Here is an 18054-nt window from a genome sequence, read left to right as displayed (position 1 = left end):
CCCCGACACGGCCATCACCACCCCTTGCGTTCCGGCGCACCGATCGCGGTGCACCAATTTCATCGGCCAGCCGGCAAACCCGGCGGAGCCAATTGCGACCCAAGGAAGGTTCCGCCACGCGACAGGCGGTATTTCCCGGGAATAATATCAGACGGATAGGGCGCGTTCAATCGCGGCCTATCCCTCTACTCAACCCGCCTCCGCTTCCGACATCGTATCGACGAGGCGGTTGAGCTGCGGTGTGCAACCCTTGCTCATCAGCATGTCGACCGACCCCTCGACCGTGTCGGGGGCGTTTTCGACAGCGGCGAAACGCACCGTAACCGGCTGCGCCAGCCCGCCGCCCGAGAGGCGATAGTCGGCGCCATATTGCACCGGCAGGACGTCGGTCGGCCATTTGCGGAAATTGGCGCCGTCGACGATCGCGACGGTCGTCTTCTTGCCGCCGCTTTCGATCTCAAGCGCGGTATCGCCTTGCATATTGGGGCGCCACAGCATCAGCAACGCGGGATCAATGACGCAAAAGGTCCCGCCCTCGCGATAGTCGAGCAGCCAGAGATTGGGCGCGCGATGCTCGGCGGGGATCGGGTCGTTGGGGCCGCGCGAAAATCCGCCGCGCGACCGCATTGTCGGCCCCTTGGCGAGCATCCGGCTGACATTGCCGCCTAGCGACTGGCTCGCCTGCACCGTGCCGGTGGCGGCAAAGGTGCCGGGGCCGGACAGCGTGCGCGTCTTGCCCGACTGCATCAGCACGATCCTGTCGCCAGCGACGAGGGTGAGCTTGTCAGTCGGCTTGAGCCGCGCCCCGGTCGGATATTTGGCTGCCGACGGGCCGGTCGAGCGGACGACCATCGATTGCGCCGCGGCGGCGGTGACGATCGTCATGGCGGCGACGGCGGCAACGGCGGTCAGGCCGAAGCGGCGCATCGGAAAGTCAGGAAAGGACATAGCTTTCTCCATTTTCGGTCTCGTTCAGGCGTTCGATCAGGAACAGGATGGATGCGTCCTGGGCGAATTCCGCGGCCAATGCTGTGGCGGTGGTCACATGGGTGTTTTTATCGCCCGCCGCGTGCGCGGCGACAAGCGCGGCGATCTGCGCGCGCCGTTCCGGGACAAGATCGGGGCGCGGGGTGAGCACGTCGACCGGCTGCGCCCGCCCGCGCAGCGTGACGCGGCCCATCGGGACGAGGTCGTCGCGGCCCGAGCGCGCGGCGGCTTCGGCCGAGATCAGCACGCCGGTCTTCAGGCTCTTGTTCGCCGCTTCGAGCCGCGAGGCGGTGTTCATGCTGTCGCCGAGCGCGGTATATTGAATGCGCCCCTCGCCGCCGAAATTGCCGACGATCGCGTCGCCGACGTGCAGGCCGACGCGCGTCATGCCGATGGGGGGCACGTCGTCGGCGGCCAGATCGGTGCGGAATTTCTCGCCCGCTTCGAACATCGCGAGCGCCGCGGCGGCCGCGCGCTCGCCGTCGTCGGGACGGCTGAGCGGCGCGCCCCAGAAGGCGACGACGGCGTCGCCGACGAACTTGTCGATCGTTCCCCCATGGTCGAGCACGATGTCGGAGAGGCGGTCGAGATATTCGTTGAGCAAGCGTGCGACTGTTTCCGGCGTCACCGCATGACTGAGCTTGGTGAAGCCTTCGAGGTCTGTGAAGACGCAGAAGATGTTGCGCCGCTCGCCGTGCAGCGAAAGCTGGTCGGGGTCACGCAAGATCTGCGCCGCGACGTCGGCGGGCAGATATTTGCCGAGCGCCGACTGGGCGAAAGCGCGCTGGCGCGATCCGATCGTACGCGCCGCTGTGCCTACCGCGGCATAGCCGAATAGCCAGCCGACCGCCCAGCCGAAGGTCGGCAGCGTCGTCGTGTCGATGCCGCGCGCGTGCAGCCAGAACGGGAAGGCGACGAAGAAGGCCATCTGTCCGAGGAAGGCGAGCGCGACCCAGCGCGCGCGCAGGTCGATCAGGCTGGTGAGCCCTCCCGCGATGACGATCAGGACCGCTAGCGCCCAGAGCGCCGGGACCGGGATCGGGCGCGGCCAAGCGCCATCGAGCTGCTGCGCGAGCATATGCGCGTGCACTTCGAGCCCGATCATCGTTTCATGCTGGCCGGTGATTGCATCGGGAAAGCGGCTCAAGGGCGTGTTGAACTGGTCATTGTCGATGATGTCGCCGCCGATCAGCACATAGCGGTCCTTCACCAGCTCGGCGAAACCGGCGCGCATGTCGGCATCCATCGGCATCGCGAAGGTGTCGATCGGGATGTTGGCGAAAACGGGTTCCTCCTGACCCGCGGCGGCGCGCGCGGGAACGAGAAAGCGGATGCCGCCCTGAAAATCGGCATAGGCGGGATCGACCGGGGCCAGTGCGTTCGCCATCAACGGCGGCAGATTCGCCGGCCGGTGCGGCCATTCGCGGATCACATCATCGCCGTCGGTGCGGAACAGGACGCTCGTCGGCCGGGTCTTCGTGGTCGTGACGTCGGCGATGAAGGCTTCGAGGAACTTCTGCTGCTCATAGAAGATGGTGTTCGGATTGCTCGCCTGTTCGGCATAGGCGAGCCATGTCGGCGTCCGCATCGAACGGAGCTGCGCCTTCAACACATCGTCGTCGGGGCGCGGCGAATCGAAGGCGATATCGATGCCGATCGCTTTCGCGCCCATCAGGTCGAGATTGCCGAGCGCGTTCGCGAGCAGGGTGCGGTCGAGCGGCGAGCGAATGCCGGTGTTGAACAGGGTCTCGTCATTATAGGTGACGAGGGTGATGCGACTGTCCTGTTCGACCTTGGGCGCCATCAGCGTCGCGCGCGCGTCATAGAGCGCGCGTTCGGCAGCGTTGATCAGCGGCATCTGCCAGCTGAAGCGCGCGATCAGGATCGCGGCGAGCAGGAAGACGATCGTCGCCGCCATCCGCGACGGGCCGAGCTGCATGACCAGCCGGCGCACGCGCTTGCCGAGCGGCACCGCGGTGCGCTGGCCGTCCGGCGCAGACGGGTCCGCGGGGAGGATGATGGTTTCGGGCGCGTTCATCGGATCAGCGGGCGGCGCGGACGGCGCTCTCCCCCTGTCGGGCGGCGGTCGTGCCATTGTGGAGCAGCGCCTGGCTGCCGTCGCCGATGATCGCGAAGCCGGCCCAATAATAAGGGTGCGAGGTCTGCTGGTCATCCATCAGCTGCATCTGCGTCGACCACAGCGCATCGGCGACGCTGGTTCCCTCGTCGGCCGCGAACAGGCCGCCAATCAGCCGCTTGGTCGCGTCGAAATCGTCGGGCGCGGGCCAATGGCTGGCGATCACCGAGCGGCCGCCGGCGCCGATGAAGCTGCGCACCAGACCGTCGAGCGCGTTGCCGCCGCCCGAAAGCCCCGTCTCGCGCGTCGCCGCGACGCTCGCCGCGCCGGCGGTATCGCAGGCCGACAGAATGACGAGGTCGGCGTCGATCCGGAGGTCGAAGATTTCCTGGAAGGTGAGGAGGCCGTCCGAATCGGCGCCGTCGAACGAGGTGACCAGCGCCGGGCGCGCGGGGCAAGCGGGGCGCGGCGCGGTGACAAGGCCGTGCGTCGCGAAATGGATGATGCGATAGTCGGCGAGGTCGGCGCGGTTCTTGACCGCCGTGTCGGTGAAGGCGCCTCCCGTGAGCAGGGTTCCGGCGGCGCGGCCCACGGCGTCGCGCGCGGTGACCAGTTCGTCGGCCGAGATCGGGCGGCCCCATTGCGCGGCGTCCCACAGGCAGCCGGCGTCGACGCTGCCGCCCGCCGCGCCGCGGGTGCCGAGCGAAGGCAAGCGGCCCTCGACGGGCAGATTCTCGCCGAGCCCGAAATATTGACGGCTCGCCTTCGACGGCGGCGCTTGCCGCGCGTTGCGGAAACCGAGCGTCGATACCGCCGTGCTCGGGCGGCTCGTGCGGCCGAGCCAAGCGATCTGGCGCATGTCGAACGGGTCGGCGTCGGGGTCGAGCAACCGTCGTTCATAATCGGCGAGCCCGGTGTCGGCGGTGATGAGCAGATTGATCGGCAGCCGCAGCATCGCGCCGTCGGGTTCGAAGATCAGGTGCGGTACCGCCGGCAGCTTTGCAGCGACGGGACCGAAGAGCTGGCCGTAAAGCTTGTACGAGGTCGCCGCATCGAAAGGATAAGTGACGCGGCGGCCATTTTCGACGATCGAGATGGTCGATCGGATCGTGTCGACCGCCCCTTCGAGATCCGACGCGCCGATGGCCGATTTCCAGAGCTGCGCGCCGCCCGGTTCGATCAGCATCGCATAAACGCCCTCGCCGACGACGAGCATCTTCAGATAGGCTTCGTCCGGCCGCAGCACCTGTTGCAATTCGGCGAGGTCGAGCTTGCCCGACGCGACGACGCGATATTGCGGAAACGCCGCCAGCTGGACGAGGGTTTCGGACTGCTGGAACGCCAGATTGTCGAGCTGCGTCCTGATGTCGGCGCGCAGCGCACCCACTTCGGGCGTTTCGGGAAGCTGAGCGAGGCGGGCGTCCTCGATCCGTGCGCGCTCGATGTCGCGGTTCAGCGTCGTCGCCTGGCGGAAAAGCCGCGCGCCGTCGTCGCTGCCGCTCGACAATTCGCGTGCCAGCACCGCCTGCGTATCGGCGACGCCGGGGCGGATCTGGAGCTGGCTGGCGACGAAGAATTCGCCGACCACGGCCGGATCGGTCTCCGCGCGGTTCGCCAGCAGCCGGTAATAGGGCGCCATGACATTCGCCATGCCCGCGGTCGAACGCTGCGAACTCGCAAGCGCGGTGACGACCTCGCGATAGATTCCTATCGCCTTGTCGTCCTGCGCGTGGCGGGTGAGGAAGGCGGCATAGCGCGCACGCGCCGAGGCGAGCGCGGTGGTTTCGGGATATTCGACCGCGAGCAGATCGACCGATTGGGTGAAACGCGCGTCGGCGCTGCCGATGTCGCCGATCGCTTCCTCGGCCAAGGCGAGCTCGCCGAGCATTTGCGAACGCAGCCGGATGATCGAGGTCACGCGGCCCTGACGCACGGCAAGCGCGTCACCGAGTCCCTTCAGTTGCGCGGTCTTCGCCGCCGCGGCATTGCCGCGGAGCCGTTCGACGGTGCCGAGCAAATGGACCGCCTGCGCGTCGATGATCTGCGCGCGCTCGATCGGGGTCAGCCGCTCGCGATCGTTCGCCTGACGGATGACGCGGGCATTGTCGCCGCTGTTGACGCCGGCGACGATTTCCGGAGTCAGCGTTACCGCATCGCCCGCGACCGTCACGCCGGTGGTCAGCGGCGCGATTGGCGCCTGGAGCAGCGTCGCTGCGCGATCATAATCGCGCTGGTTGAGCGCGTTGATCGCGCGGAAATTTCGGCGGAGGCGGAGCTGAACCGGGTCGCCGGTCGGGATCGCCTCGACCTCGGTGAACAGGCGCTCGGCTTCGGCGAATTCGCCAAGGTTCGAGCGTTGCAGCGCGCGGTTCAGCGTGAATTCGGTAGGGTCGATGCCGGCCGCTGCCTGCTCGCCCTCCGCCCGGCGCGACAGTGCCTCGAAAAATTCGGCGGCCTCGGCATAGTCGCCGCTATGGTTGCGGCGATATCCCTCAGCGAGCGCCTTGTCGATGTCGATCGTCCCCGCGAGCGTGCGCGCGAAGCCGTCATTGTCGCCGACCGAGATCGTCGCAACCTTGATCACGCCGGGTGCGACCCGGCGCTGGCGCACCGATTCGAGCGCGATCCTGAGTGCGTCGTCATAGGCGGCGAAGCCTTCGACGCTATAGCTTGTGTCGCCGTCGGTTTCGACCCGCGTCGTCCAGGCGACGTCGCTGTTCGCGACCTTGCACGCGCCATCGGCGGCGCAGACGATCGTGCCCGCACGGGCGCGTTCGATCCGCGTGCGCGCCTTATCGGCGCCGGCGCGCAGCACGCGCACCGTGCCGACGGGCTGGCTGGCATCGCGGCAGATGATCGTCCAGGCGCGGTCGAACATGCCCTCGATCACGCGGTCCTGGACGGTGGCCTGCACTTCGCACAGCGAGCCGCCCTGTTCGCCGATCGAAAAACTGTCGCGGAGCGTCGGATCGCCTTCCTGTGCCCGCGCGGTTCCCGGCGCGGTCAAGGCCAGCGCAGCCAGAACCGGCGCGAAATGCGAACGTCGAGCGGCCATTACCAATCCCCCAAACACAAGCGCGAAGGCGCCGTGCCGACGCGATGCCGGCAAGGCGCAGTCTTCATTGCTGCGGTACGACCCATTCCCTTGGGACCAAACCCTAAACCCTTCGTAAGCGAAAGGGAAGTGATCTGCCGCACAGGCCGCTTGCGCCGCCGGGGTGGCCGACCTATTTGCAAAGGGAGATTCATTCGCACGAGGACAAGATGAGCGCATTCGACGATCGGGAACGGGCTTTCGAAACGAAATTCGCACGCGACCAGGAGGTGCAGTTCCGGATCACCGCGCGGCGCAACCGCCTGCTCGGCGAATGGGCGGCCGAGCGCATGGGGCTGACGCCCGAGGAAACCGACGCCTATGCCAAGGCGGTGGTGCAGGCCGATTTCGAGGAAGCGGGCGACGAGGATGTGATCCGCAAGCTCGCGGGCGACCTGACCGCGGCGAGCATCGAGATCAGCGATGCCGAGATTCGCGAAGCGCTGAACCAGAAAACCGCCGAGGCGCGGCGCCAGTTCATCGACAGCCAGAATTGAGGACGACTGCGGGATGGCGATGCGCCAGGATGATTTGCGGACGATGATCGCGGCGGCGTTTCCGGACGCCGAGGTGACGATCACCGACCTCGCCGGCGACGGCGACCATTATGCCGCGCATGTGGTCAGCGAGGAATTTCGCGGGTTGAGCCGGGTCGCGCAGCACAAGGCGGTCTATGCCGCGCTCGGCGGGCGCATGGGCGGCGAACTTCACGCCTTGCAATTGACCACCGCCGTCCCTTCATAGGGGCCAGATGATTTGCGGGCGCGATGGCGCGCCCGACCGGAGACCGACAATGACCGACCCCACCACCCACGACCGCATTACGAAGCTGGTCGCCGACAACCCCGTGCTGCTCTTCATGAAGGGCACGCCGCTCTTTCCCCAGTGCGGTTTTTCCTCGCGCGCGATCGCTATGCTCGACCGGCTCGGCGTCGAATATGAAACCGTCGACGTGCTGCAGGACATGGAGGTCCGCCAGGGCATCAAGGAATTTTCGGACTGGCCGACGATCCCACAACTCTATGTGAAGGGCGAGTTCGTCGGCGGCAGCGACATCATGATGGAAATGTGGGAAGCTGGCGAACTGCACACGCTGATGGACGGGATTCCCACGCGCGCCGAATAACGGGGCGTTTCTGGAGAACAAAAAGCCCGCCGGAGCTTCGGGTCCGGCGGGCTTTTTTGTCGGCTTTGGGGTGGTGAGTTGCCGTTTCAGTTCCGTCATCCCGGCGAAGGGTGTTCAGAGGGCACGTGATTCTGAAACACGATCTCACCCTAACGGTTTATCGCACCGGCGAGATCGTGTCCGGGGTCACGTGCCTACGGATACCCTTCACCGGGATAACGATGGAAAGAATTTCGTATTCCGGCCGAAAGCAGCACATTTTACGCCGCCTCGGCATCCTCATAGGCTTGCGCCTCGGCGGCGATCAGCAGGTCGGCGAGCATCCAATAGGCCTCGCCCCATGCCGCGAGCACCTCGTCGGTCGCGGCCTCTTCGCCCAGCACGTCGCGGATCGCGGGCAGCAGGGCATTGGCGACATGCGGATAATGTTCGGGCCGGACGCCGGTCTCGATATGGCGGCTCACCATGCGCGAGACCGCAGGACCGAGGTACTGGAGCTTGTCGATATTCTTCGCATAAGCGAGGATCGCCGCGGCGAGGCGTTTCGGCTGTTCGCCACTCGTCTGCGCGGCGCGGTCGAACATCGCTTCGATCTCCGCGTTCTCGAACAGCCGGGCGTACATGGCTGTCGTGATCGCAAGACCGTGCTTTTCGAGCGCGGGGGCGGTCGATTTGACGATCGCCATGGCGTGGGCGGACGCGGTGCGCATAGGGTTTTCCTTTTAGTTGAAGAGGGGAGAAGGGCTTCAGGCTGCCCCGCGACCGGGGTCGTCGAGGCGGAAGAAGAGCGCAAGCTGGAGGCTTTCGGCGATGCGCGCGGCCTTGGCTTGCAGGGCTGCGGCGGCGGCGTGCGGCATCAGCTCGTCGGTCGTCGCGGTCCAGATCGCGAGCCAACGGTCGAACATCGCCGGGATGATGCGCGCCTTGTGCTTCAGATGCTCGGCGACCGGGTTGCCTTTGTAGCGGCCCGTCGCCAGCATCACCGACGACCAGAAGGCGACGAGCTTTTCGAGGTGCGCGGGCCAGTCTTGGACCGCGTCATTGAAAAGCGGGCCGATCTCGGCGTCGGTGCGCACGCGGTCGTAGAAGGCTGGAATCAGGCGCGCGAGCGCGGCTTCGTCGATCTGATCGTCGTGGTTCACGACTCGCTCCAATCATGTATCTGATGCGCATGTATTCCGGACATTTGAAACATGCAACAAAAATACATATTATGTGATCGGAGCCGATTTGAAGGATTGCGATGCGCCTGACGCGCTACACCGATTATGCGATGCGCGTGCTCCTCTATGTGGGGGCGCAGGATGAGGCGCGGCTGAGCCCGATCTCCGAGATCGCGCGCGCCTATGGCATTTCGCAGAACCATCTGATGAAGGTGGTCAACGATCTGGTGAACGCGGGCTATCTCGAAAGCGTGCGCGGGCGTTTCGGGGGCATCCGGCTTGCCAGACCCGCGGCCGAGATCAATGTCGGTGCCGTCGTGCGCCATACCGAGGAGGGCTTCGACCTCGTCGATTGCGGCAGTTGTATCATCGCCCCCGCATGCGGATTGACGGGCGCGCTCGCCGAGGCGCTCGCGGCGTTCATGACGGTGCTCGACGGCTACAGTCTCGCCGACCTGCTTTCCAAGCGCGCGAATCTGACGGCGTTGTTCGGCGTGCCGGAAATTTCGAAGGGCTGAAAAAAAGCTTCCGGGGGGCGGGGCCTTTCGGCCCATCCGCCCCCGTCTGCATCAGGAACAGTGGGGTTTCCCGGGTGGGGCGGGGGGCATCGGGGACCAGACCGTATGCGCTCGCGCAGGCGGAACACTCGGGAACAAATGATAATATACAAGTGCCGTGCCAGTTTCCGGTCCTCGCGGATTCCGGCGCAAGACGCTGGTTAGCGATTTCTTACCGATGACGAACGGTGTCAAAAATTCCGACAGATGTGATCCTCCCTGTGCCGAAGGCATGGGGAGGGGGACCGCCGGCGTAGCGGGTGGTGGAGGGGCTGCGCCATGGCCCCTCCGTCAGCGCTCCGCGCTACCACCTCCCCATCGCTGCGCGACAGGGAGGATCAACAAGCGTTCCGCTTCGTTCAGCAAGCGTTCAGCCCTTTGACTACATTTGTAGTCGCATCAGATCGACGGGTGCCAATGGGAGGGGTCCGCATGGCAGAACGAGCAAGCGAGTCGGAGATGCAGGTGCTGTCGGCGCTGTGGGACAAGGCCCCGCAGACCGCCGCCGACCTGACCCGGCGTATCGGCACCATCAACGGCTGGACGCAGGCGACGGTCAAGACGCTGCTCGCGCGGCTGGTCCAGAAGGGCGCGGTGACGGCCGAGGCCGACGGCCGACGCTATCTCTATAGTCCCGCGATCGAACGCGCCGACGCCGTGGGCGAGGAATCGCAGCGTTTCGTCGACCGCCTGTTCGGCGGCCGCGTCAGCCCGCTGATTGCGCATCTCGCCGACCGCGAGGCGCTCTCCGATACCGACATCGCCGAGATCGAGGCGCTCTTGAAGAAGCTGAAGTCGTGAGCGCCGCGGTGCTGCTGGGCGCGTGGGCCGACACGCTGATCACCACGGCGGTTCTTGTTCTGCTGGTCCTGATCGTCCGCAAGCCCTTTGCGCGGCATTTCGGCCCGCGGCTGACCTATGCCTTATGGGCGGTGCCGGCCCTGCGGCTGGTGCTGCCGCCGCTGCCTTTCGCCGACCCGGTGATCGTGATGCCCGCGCCCGTGGTTGAGGCGGTAGAGATGGCGCCGGTCGGCTTACCGGTCGCCGCGCCCGCAGCGGTCGCCGAGCCCTTCTGGTCGCTCGCCGAACTGACCCCGCCCCTCTTCGCCATTTGGGCGGCCGGAGTGGCCGCCGTGCTGGCTGCGGCGATGGTGTCGCACCGCCGATTTCGGAGCGAGGTTCTGAACGATGCCGTCGAGCTGGAGCCCATCGGGGCCATCCGGCTGGTGATGTCCAATGCGGTCGACGGCCCAGTCGCCTTTGGCCTGTGGCAGCGTTATGTCGCGGTGCCGCACGATTTCTTCGCGCGCTATGTCGCCGAGGAGCGCGCGCTGGCGATCGACCATGAACTGTCGCACCATCGCCACGGCGACCTTTGGGCAAACAGCGCGGCGCTCGTGCTGCTCGCGACCCAATGGTTCAACCCCTTCGCCTGGCGCGCGATCCGCGCCTTTCGCTTCGACCAGGAGGCCGCGTGCGACGCGCGCGTCCTGAGCATGGTCGATCGGGAGGAGGCCGATCGGGAGGGCCGCGACCGGACCGCGAGCTATGCGACCGCGATCGTCAAGGCGGCGGTCGGCCCGCGCCTGTCGCTCGCCGCACCGATGGCGGTGCACGACAATCTGCAGGAGAGGCTGACGATGTTGACGCGGCAGGATATTTCGAAGAAGCGCGGCCTTGTCGGACGGCTGCTCGTCGGCGGCGCGACGCTGGCGGTGCTCGCGACGACCGCGACGCTCGTTCCGGCGGGGATCGTCGTGGCGAAGGCGCAGACGGCTGATGTCCCGGCGCCGCCCGCTCCGCCCGAAGCGCCGCTGCCGCCCGAAGCCCTCGAGGCGCCGGGGGTCATGGTCTTCACCGAGCATCGCGACGATGTCACGACCGACGAGAGCGGCAAAAAACGCGAAGTGCATCGCATCGTGATCCGCGAGGATGGCGCAAAGGCGCCCGCCGCCATGTCCGCCCGCATCGATGGCAAGGACGAGGCGCGGCGTATCGAAATCCGCACCCCCGGCAGCCTGTCGCGCGACGATGTGCTCGCGACGCTCAAGGAGCAGGGCATCTCGGGCAAGCGCGCCGAAGCGATCGCCGACAGGCTGGAAGCGAAACGCAAGGAGCGGATCCGCACCGTCATGGCGCCGATGCCCCCGATGCCGCCCCTGCCGCCGATGCCGCGTGTCGCTTGGTCGATGGACGGCAAGACGATGATCATGGGCAAATGCGGCGACGGCACGAAGGCGGCGCCGCTCGTCAAGCAGGAAGAGACGGACGGCAACAAGCACAGCAGCGTCCATATGTTCTCCTGCGGCGACACGGCGGAGAGTGGGGCAGCACGGCTGTCGGCGCTCAAGAAGGCGCGCGACAGCTTCGCCCAGGCCAAATGGGCGCACACCATGTCGGAGGAGATGCGCGCCAAGGTCGCCGCCGATCTCGAAAAGGCGATGGCCGATATGGAGAAATCGGGCCACTGAGCCCGACCAGCTTCGACGCCGGCCTTTGCTCCCCGGTGGGGCCGGCGGCAGGGGCGGGGAAGGGAGCGGCCCATGTCGCTCCCTTTTTCGCGTCCCGATTTTTGGCCTTCGTCCCTTTTCCTTCGCGGCGTGCGATGCCACATGGGCGGCATGAGCGACGAAAAGCCATGGCCCGACAGCATCCGCGCCGGCGAGTGCGAACAGCATGAGCCGCTGGTGCGCCGCGTGCTCGCGCCGAACCCCTCACCCTATACCTTCACCGGCACCCAGACGTGGATCGTCGGCGCGGGCAGCGATGTGGCGGTGATCGATCCGGGTCCGACCGGGTCGGGGCTGAGCATCGGCGATCCCGCCGACATCAACGGCGCGGGGCATGTCGATGCCATCCTGCGCGCGGTGGAAGGCCAGCGCGTCGCGGCGATCCTCTGCACGCACACCCACCGCGACCATTCGCCTGCCGCCGCGCCGCTCAAGGAAGCGACCGGCGCGCCGATCATCGGCTGCGCGCCGCTGGCGCTCAACGACGATGGCCCGCGCGCCGATTCGGCCTTCGACGCCGATTATGCGCCCGACCGCATCCTGACCGACGGCGAGCGGATTTCGGGCGACGGCTGGACGATCGAGGCGGTCGCGACACCGGGGCACACCTCGAACCACCTCTGTTTCGCGCTCGTCGAAACGGGGGCGCTGTTCACCGGCGATCATGTGATGGCCTGGTCGACCAGCGTGGTCAGTCCGCCCGACGGCGACATGGCGGCCTATATGGCGAGCCTGTCGAAACTCTATGATCGCAGCGACTGCGTCTATTACCCCGCACACGGTCCCGCGGTGACCAGGCCGCGGCAACTGGTGCGCGGGATGCTCGGCCATCGCAAGCAGCGCGAGCGGCAGATATTGCGGGAACTCGAAAAGGGCACAAGCGTCATCCCCGAGATGGTCAAACATATGTACAAGGGGCTCGACCCGCGGCTGACCGGGGCCGCCGGCCGATCGGTGCTCGCGCATCTGATCGATCTTGAAAATCGAGGCCGCGTCGCGCGCGATGCCGAAAGCTGGAGGCTGGTGGCGTGAGCAAAGGCCCGTTCCGCGCCGCTCTGGTCGCGATCCTCGCGCTCGCGCTGTTCTTCGGCTGGCGCGCCTGGCAGGACTGGCAGCGCGGCTATGATCCCGAAACCGTCGTCGCTGCGAGCCTCCAGGGATTGCAGGAACAGAATGTGCTGGTGCCCTTCACCGCGCGCTATGTCGCGGTGGTGACCTCAACGCAGAGCCGGCTCGGGCTGAGCGCGAAGAAGACACTGATCATGCCGGGCACCGTCCGCTACGAACTCGACCTCGGTAAGCTGAAACAGTCGGACCTCGACTGGGATGCGGCGACCAATGCGCTGACCGTCACGCTGCCGCCGCTGCGGCTGGCGGGGCCGGAGATCGATATCGATGCGATCAGCGAGTTTCGCGACGGTGAAATCCTGCTGACGCTGACCGACGCCGAACAGACGCTCGACGCCGCCAATCGCAAGCGCGCGCAGGAAGAGCTGATCAAGCAGGCAAAGGGCGCGACGCCGATGCGCCTCGCGCAGGGCGCTGCGCGCGCCGCGGTCGAGCAGAGCTTCGCGATGCCGCTGAAGGCCGCGGGCATCGACGCGAAGGTGACCGCGCGCTTCGCCAACGCATCGGCTGGGTAAAAACCGGGCTTTTCGCGCTTTTGCCGCTACGCTATTCTTCTGTCGGATCGGGCAGGGGGAATGGGCATGGCTACAACGGCAGGCGGCGCCGCGCGCGTCGAGCTTTTCTGGCATCGCATGGCGATCGGCCTCGCGATCTTCATCGTCTTCGGTTTTCTGCAATTCGCGCTGCGAGGCTTCGTCGATCCGGTCGCGGCGCCCTTTTGGGTGCATATCCACGGCGTGGCGATGCTGGCGTGGCTGGCGTTGCTGATCGCGCAGCCGACATTCGTTTCGCGCGACAATCTGGCGCGGCACCGGCAACTCGGGCGGATCGGCGGGCTGCTCGCGATCTTCATCACCTGCCTCGGCATCTTCACCGGCGTCGCGTCACTCGTCCTGAACCGTTTCCCGCCCTTTTTCACGCCGCCCTATTTCCTCGCGCTGACCGTGACCGAGTCGCTGGTTTTCGGCGCGATGGTCGCGTGGGCGCTCCGGCGGCGGCGTGCGACCGACTGGCACCGGCGGCTGATGATCGGCGCGACGATCGTGATCCTCGAACCCGCGCTGGGGCGGCTCCTTCCGATACCGATTATGGGACCATGGGCGGAGCCCACCGTCGCGCTGTGCCAGATCGCGGTCGTCGCGATCGTTGCAGCCTATGACCGCCGGACGCGCGGCGCGGTGCATCCGGCGACATGGGCGATCGGCGCGGTTGTCATCGCAACGCGCATCGCCATATCGCTGCTGTCGATGACGCCTCCCGTCATCGCACTCGCGGAGCGTCTGGCTGGCTCATAGCCGAATTGCCCTGCCGCGGGTCGCGGTGTAGGGGGGCACCAAGGCTAAGCCATATAAGGAAACGCCATGACTGCTCCCATCCGCGAGAATCTCTCGGGCCTCGACCTGCGCGCCGAAATCGAACGCCTCCGCAAGGAACGCAATGCCGTCATCCTCGCGCATTATTATCAGAAGCCCGAGATTCAGGATCTCGCCGATTTCGTCGGCGACTCGCTCGAGCTGTCCCGCAAGGCGGCCGAAACCGACGCCGATGTCATCGCCTTTTGCGGCGTCAAGTTCATGGCCGAGACCGCGAAGATATTGAGCCCAGAAAAGATCGTGGTCCTGCCCGACATGGACGCGGGATGCAGCCTTGAGGACAGCTGCCCGCCCGAACAGTTCAAACGCTTCCGCGAAGCGCATCCCGATCACATCGCGCTGACCTATATCAACTGCTCGGCGGCGGTGAAGGCCTTGAGCGACATCATCGTCACCTCGTCGAGCGCCGAGACGATCATCAGCCAGATTCCGGAAAGCCAGAAGATCATTTTTGGCCCCGACCGCCACCTCGGCGGCTATCTCAACCGCAAGTTCGGGCGCGATATGCTGCTGTGGCCGGGGGTGTGCATCGTCCACGAGGCGTTCAGCGAGACCGAGCTGCTGAAACTGAAGGCGCAGCATCCGGGCGCCCCCGTCGCCGCGCACCCCGAATGCCCGCCGCATATCGTCGATCACGCCGATTATGTCGGGTCGACCAGCGGCATCCTGCAGTTCGCGAAGAGCTTTCCCGGCGACACGCTGATCGTCGCGACCGAGCCGCACATCATCCACCAGATGGAGCTCGCGCTGCCCGAGAAGAATTTCATCGGCGCGCCGGGCGCCGACGGCAACTGCAACTGCAATATCTGCCCCTATATGGCGCTCAACACGATGGAAAAGCTCTACCTCGCGCTGCGCGACCTCAAGCCGCGGATCGAGATGGACGAGGATCTTCGCCTCGCCGCGCGCAAGAGCCTCGACCGGATGCTCGAAATGGCATCGGGAACGGTAGGCAAGGGCGACCTCGGCAAGCGCTAGCCCGCTGCATTATTGCATTCCTGAAAAATGATATAAGTTCCGGCTCCTAAGACGCGAGTCTCGCCCCCCGTGCGAGCGTCTGACGGCGAACCCTTGCGTCTGGCAGGAGGATAATCGCATGGCAGAAGATTGGCTGGCGGATGTCAGGAAATATGTCGCGGACGCCGACAAGACGGTGGTGTCGACGATCGTCAAATATCTGGGGATCGCGCTTCGGAACCGCGATTCCTCGCTGGTTTCCTTCAGCGACAAAAAAGAAACCGACCGCGTTCGCGAGAATTTCCTTAAGAAGAAGCTCGGGTTGACCGACGACGATGCGACGCTCGATGCCGCGATCGCCGGTGTCGGCGAGCGGATGAAGGAAGACCGGACGAAGAACCGCGTCACCGTCTATTATCTCCTCGCGCAGCATTTCGGCCTGCTGAGCGTCTTCGGCGGCGTCGCGGGTGCTGCCGGCGCGGCTGCCGGACTGGCTGCTGCAGGTACGACGGGCGGCGCGGACAAGGACGAGGAGGAAGCCGCGCCGGTGGCGCCGCTCGCTGCGGCCGTCCCCCCACCTTCCGCGACGGCCGCACCCGTTGCACCCGCGACGCCACCGCCGCCGCCCTCGACGACTCCCCAAGCCGCCTATTCGAGTGGCGGCGGCGACGACAAAGCCGGTGGCGGCATGGGCTGGCTCGGCTGGCTCCTGCTCGCACTGGTCCTGGCAGCGCTGCTTTTCTTCGGACTGCGTTATTGTTCGAAACAGGAAGCCGCGGTGGCGCCGGCGACCGACGAAGCTGCTGTCAGCGAAACGGTTGCACCCGCCGACAGCGAAGCGACACCGACCACCACCGCCGCCATTCCGGAAGGCGCGGGCGTTGTCGCCGCGGATCGCGAAGGCAAGCCGATGCTGACGGTCTATTTCGATACCGGGAAGTCCGAGGTGTCGAACGATCTGTCCACCGCGGCAGCGGCGGTAAAAACCTATCTCGACGCCAACCCCGCCGCAATGCTGGCCGTGTCGGGCTATAACGATCCGACAGGCAACGCGGCCGCCAACGCCGAACTGTCGAAGAACCGTGCGCAGAGCGTAAAGGCGGCGCTCGAGAAGCTCGGCTTCGCCGCCGAAAGGGTCGTGCTTGAAAAGCCGGCCGAGACGACCACCTCCGGCGCGGACAATTCGGCGGCGCGCCGTGTCGAGGTGACCGTGAAGGGCTGATTTGTCGCCCGGACAGACATGAGGGGCTGGCCCAGCCGGGGTCCGCCCTCTTTTTATCTGGCGCGAGTCGCGAGTCGTGCCGTTGCCCGCGAACCGAGTCGATGCCGCGACAGGCTCTAAAAATGCTGCAACCTTGTTGCAAAATTGCTGCAACGAATCCGCTTGTTGCTAATGCCGGACTTATCCACAAGCACGGGGTGTTTCTGGCGCCTTTTCGTGCATTTTTTGTTGGCGGCCCGAACGCTTCATGTCAGCTTCAAATCATCGGACGACAGATACGTCGGACCATCGGGACATCAAGGGTAGTTGCAAGACTAGCCGGAAGAGAACGAACGGACCGACGAGGAAATCGATCGATAGCCCGATCACGGAACGTAGCGATTCCCACGAGTTGATACGAACCCGATCGGGTACGGGAAATGCAGTCCATCGCTTGGACAGCGACCGCTTCGGCGGACGCAAGAAGAGATGATGAAGGGCTTTCCAGGTGCGGCCGGCCCCCGAAAGGGGGCCGACCAAACCGTCGCCGGATTGCTCCGGCGTGCGCCGCGACGCATCGTTTTGCGGGCCGCTGATCGCAAGAGAAGCGGACCGGGATGAAGCGAAACGGAGCCAGCAGGGCAAAACCGGATAGTGGGGGTTGGCAGCGATGCCGGCCCCCATTTCGTTTGCGCGGGCTGAATGGGTACCGCAGCGCGCGTCATCTGATCCGCGTCCCCGAGTGAAGACGAGGGGGGCTATGCGAGCGAAGTCGAGGCAGAGGGCGCTGGTTCTCGCTTCGCTCGAACGAGCCCCCCCTCGTCTTCACTCGGGGACGCGGATGATTCAGATTTCGCGCAATTGGCTCTAGGCGCGCTCCACCCGAGATTATTTTCGCGACTGTGGCTTTCGTCACACCAGCGTCAAATGCGGCTGCTTACTGTCATGTTGCGACCCGGAGACGTTCCTGATCAGGAATCGATCCCCCTTTTCCCGGCCGCGCCCGGACGGGCCGGCCGGGAACCTTTCGGTCCCCGACCGCATTATCCCGATATCGCTGAAGCGATGTCCGGGCACGACCGGACGTTCCGATAATCGCCGGCCGTCGGCGCATGCCCGGCCGGTTCAGGGAAGGGAAAATCATGGGTTTGATCATCACATTGATCGTCGGCGGCATCATCGGCTGGCTGGCAAGCATCGTCATGCGTACCGATGCGCAGCAGGGCATCATCCTGAACGTCGTCGTCGGTATCGTCGGCGCGTTCCTCGGCAATTTTCTCGGCAGCTTTTTCGGCATGGGCGCCAGCCTCGACACCTTCAGTCCGGTCGGCTTGCTCTGGGCCTTTATCGGTGCGGTGGTGCTCCTGGGGATCATCAACCTGATCCGGCGCGGCAGCGTTCGCTGATCGGCATGGCGGCCGCGTTGTGTCGCCGCCATTCCGCTAGGCGATTTCAGATATTTGGGTTACCAATGAGGGGCCTGCAGGGTCAGGCGCCAACACGATCGTAGGGGTGATCTTATGACTTGGATTATTGCAATCATCATGGGCGGTATCATCGGCTGGCTTGCCAGCATCGTGATGCGTACCGACGCCCAGCAGGGCATTTTCCTCAACATCATCGTCGGCTGCATCGGGTCGATCCTCGGCCGCTTCCTGTTCGGCAGCTTCCTCGGCGGCGGCCATCTGCGCGGCGACGCCTTCGATCCGATGACCTTGCTTACCGCTTTTATCGGCGCCGTGATTCTGCTCGGGATCGTCAACCTCGTGCGCCGCGGTCGCGTACGCTGACCGTCGAACGACGATAGCCGGTCCCGGCGGGGCCGGCGCAAAGAAAAAGGGCGGCCGCCGCAAGGCGGGTCGCCCTTTTCTATGCCCGCAA

Annotated in this window: 18 protein-coding genes; 13 read left to right on the top strand and 5 right to left on the bottom strand. The window is 65.7% G+C overall.

Annotation, left to right across the window (positions count from 1 at the left end; all coding sequences use genetic code 11):
- Positions 1-189 precede the first annotated feature (189 nt).
- The 3 genes from OVY29_RS09830 to OVY29_RS09820 are packed head-to-tail and all read right to left on the bottom strand — an operon-like array spanning position 190 to position 6119.
- Positions 190-948: a hypothetical protein gene (locus OVY29_RS09830; protein ID WP_037555157.1), complete on the bottom strand. Its 759-nt coding sequence runs from the start codon at positions 946-948 to the stop codon at positions 190-192.
- Entirely contained in the window at positions 935-3025 is a 2091-nt protein-coding gene (locus tag OVY29_RS09825; RefSeq protein ID WP_037555156.1) for an adenylate/guanylate cyclase domain-containing protein, read from the bottom strand. Before OVY29_RS09825 ends, OVY29_RS09830 begins: the two co-directional genes overlap by 14 nt.
- Before the next feature lie 4 nt (positions 3026-3029).
- A complete protein-coding gene (locus OVY29_RS09820; RefSeq protein ID WP_052182198.1) occupies positions 3030-6119 on the bottom strand; it encodes a CHAT domain-containing protein in 3090 nt (1029 codons plus the stop codon).
- A 209-nt stretch (positions 6120-6328) separates the two neighbouring features.
- On the opposite strand from OVY29_RS09820, the gene OVY29_RS09815 reads away from it, so the two are divergent.
- From OVY29_RS09815 to grxD, 3 genes are read left to right on the top strand one after another with little or no spacing between them, the layout of a single operon-like run.
- Positions 6329-6655 (top strand): DUF1476 domain-containing protein, encoded by a 327-nt coding sequence (locus tag OVY29_RS09815; RefSeq protein WP_037555154.1) that lies wholly within the window; start codon positions 6329-6331, stop codon positions 6653-6655.
- 13 nt (positions 6656-6668) lie between these two features.
- Positions 6669-6902 carry a BolA/IbaG family iron-sulfur metabolism protein gene (locus OVY29_RS09810; protein WP_037555153.1) on the top strand — a complete coding sequence of 78 codons (234 nt, stop codon included), beginning with the start codon at positions 6669-6671 and terminating at the stop codon, positions 6900-6902.
- 49 nt (positions 6903-6951) lie between these two features.
- Positions 6952-7284: a Grx4 family monothiol glutaredoxin gene (grxD, locus tag OVY29_RS09805; RefSeq protein ID WP_037555152.1), complete on the top strand. Its 333-nt coding sequence runs from the start codon at positions 6952-6954 to the stop codon at positions 7282-7284.
- A gap of 260 nt (positions 7285-7544) precedes the next feature.
- Here the strand turns inward: grxD and OVY29_RS09800 are convergent, their stop codons facing one another.
- Both OVY29_RS09800 and OVY29_RS09795 read right to left on the bottom strand, forming a co-directional pair.
- Positions 7545-7994 carry a globin domain-containing protein gene (locus OVY29_RS09800; RefSeq protein ID WP_037555151.1) on the bottom strand — a complete coding sequence of 150 codons (450 nt, stop codon included), beginning with the start codon at positions 7992-7994 and terminating at the stop codon, positions 7545-7547.
- 36 nt (positions 7995-8030) lie between these two features.
- Positions 8031-8426, bottom strand: a complete 396-nt coding sequence (locus tag OVY29_RS09795) for a group III truncated hemoglobin (protein ID WP_037555149.1) — start codon at positions 8424-8426, stop codon at positions 8031-8033.
- Between the two features lie 101 nt (positions 8427-8527).
- Between OVY29_RS09795 and OVY29_RS09790 the strand changes: the two genes are divergently transcribed.
- The 10 genes from OVY29_RS09790 to OVY29_RS09745 all read left to right on the top strand — a co-directional run bounded on the left by OVY29_RS09790 (position 8528) and on the right by OVY29_RS09745 (position 17963).
- Complete coding sequence (locus tag OVY29_RS09790; protein ID WP_037555148.1) at positions 8528-8965, top strand: Rrf2 family transcriptional regulator; 438 nt, start codon at positions 8528-8530, stop codon at positions 8963-8965.
- A gap of 471 nt (positions 8966-9436) precedes the next feature.
- Positions 9437-9805, top strand: coding sequence for a BlaI/MecI/CopY family transcriptional regulator (locus tag OVY29_RS09785; protein WP_037555531.1), 369 nt, complete (start codon positions 9437-9439; stop codon positions 9803-9805).
- Positions 9802-11475: a M56 family metallopeptidase gene (locus OVY29_RS09780; RefSeq protein WP_313911210.1), complete on the top strand. Its 1674-nt coding sequence runs from the start codon at positions 9802-9804 to the stop codon at positions 11473-11475. The genes OVY29_RS09785 and OVY29_RS09780 overlap by 4 nt, the downstream gene beginning before the upstream one ends.
- Before the next feature lie 150 nt (positions 11476-11625).
- Complete coding sequence (locus tag OVY29_RS09775; RefSeq protein ID WP_313911209.1) at positions 11626-12546, top strand: MBL fold metallo-hydrolase; 921 nt, start codon at positions 11626-11628, stop codon at positions 12544-12546.
- The gene (locus OVY29_RS09770; protein WP_037555529.1) at positions 12543-13157 is read left to right on the top strand and encodes a DUF4230 domain-containing protein; all 615 of its coding nucleotides are present in this window, start codon (positions 12543-12545) and stop codon (positions 13155-13157) included. Before OVY29_RS09775 ends, OVY29_RS09770 begins: the two co-directional genes overlap by 4 nt.
- Positions 13158-13223: 66 nt before the next feature.
- A complete protein-coding gene (locus OVY29_RS09765) occupies positions 13224-13937 on the top strand; it encodes a hypothetical protein (RefSeq protein ID WP_037555551.1) in 714 nt (237 codons plus the stop codon).
- A gap of 66 nt (positions 13938-14003) precedes the next feature.
- The gene (gene nadA, locus OVY29_RS09760) at positions 14004-14993 is read left to right on the top strand and encodes a quinolinate synthase NadA (RefSeq protein WP_037555528.1); all 990 of its coding nucleotides are present in this window, start codon (positions 14004-14006) and stop codon (positions 14991-14993) included.
- Between the two features lie 118 nt (positions 14994-15111).
- A complete protein-coding gene (locus tag OVY29_RS09755; RefSeq protein WP_081933090.1) occupies positions 15112-16194 on the top strand; it encodes a DUF2853 family protein in 1083 nt (360 codons plus the stop codon).
- Positions 16195-17315: 1121 nt separating this feature from the next.
- Positions 17316-17579, top strand: coding sequence for a GlsB/YeaQ/YmgE family stress response membrane protein (locus OVY29_RS09750; RefSeq protein WP_037555527.1), 264 nt, complete (start codon positions 17316-17318; stop codon positions 17577-17579).
- Between the two features lie 114 nt (positions 17580-17693).
- The gene (locus OVY29_RS09745) at positions 17694-17963 is read left to right on the top strand and encodes a GlsB/YeaQ/YmgE family stress response membrane protein (protein WP_037555525.1); all 270 of its coding nucleotides are present in this window, start codon (positions 17694-17696) and stop codon (positions 17961-17963) included.
- Positions 17964-18054: the final 91 nt, after the last annotated feature.

This window comes from Sphingopyxis sp. SE2 (assembly GCF_032227185.1).
Classification (GTDB): Bacteria; Pseudomonadota; Alphaproteobacteria; order Sphingomonadales; family Sphingomonadaceae; genus Sphingopyxis.
This window is presented reverse-complemented; position numbering and strand designations above follow the sequence as displayed.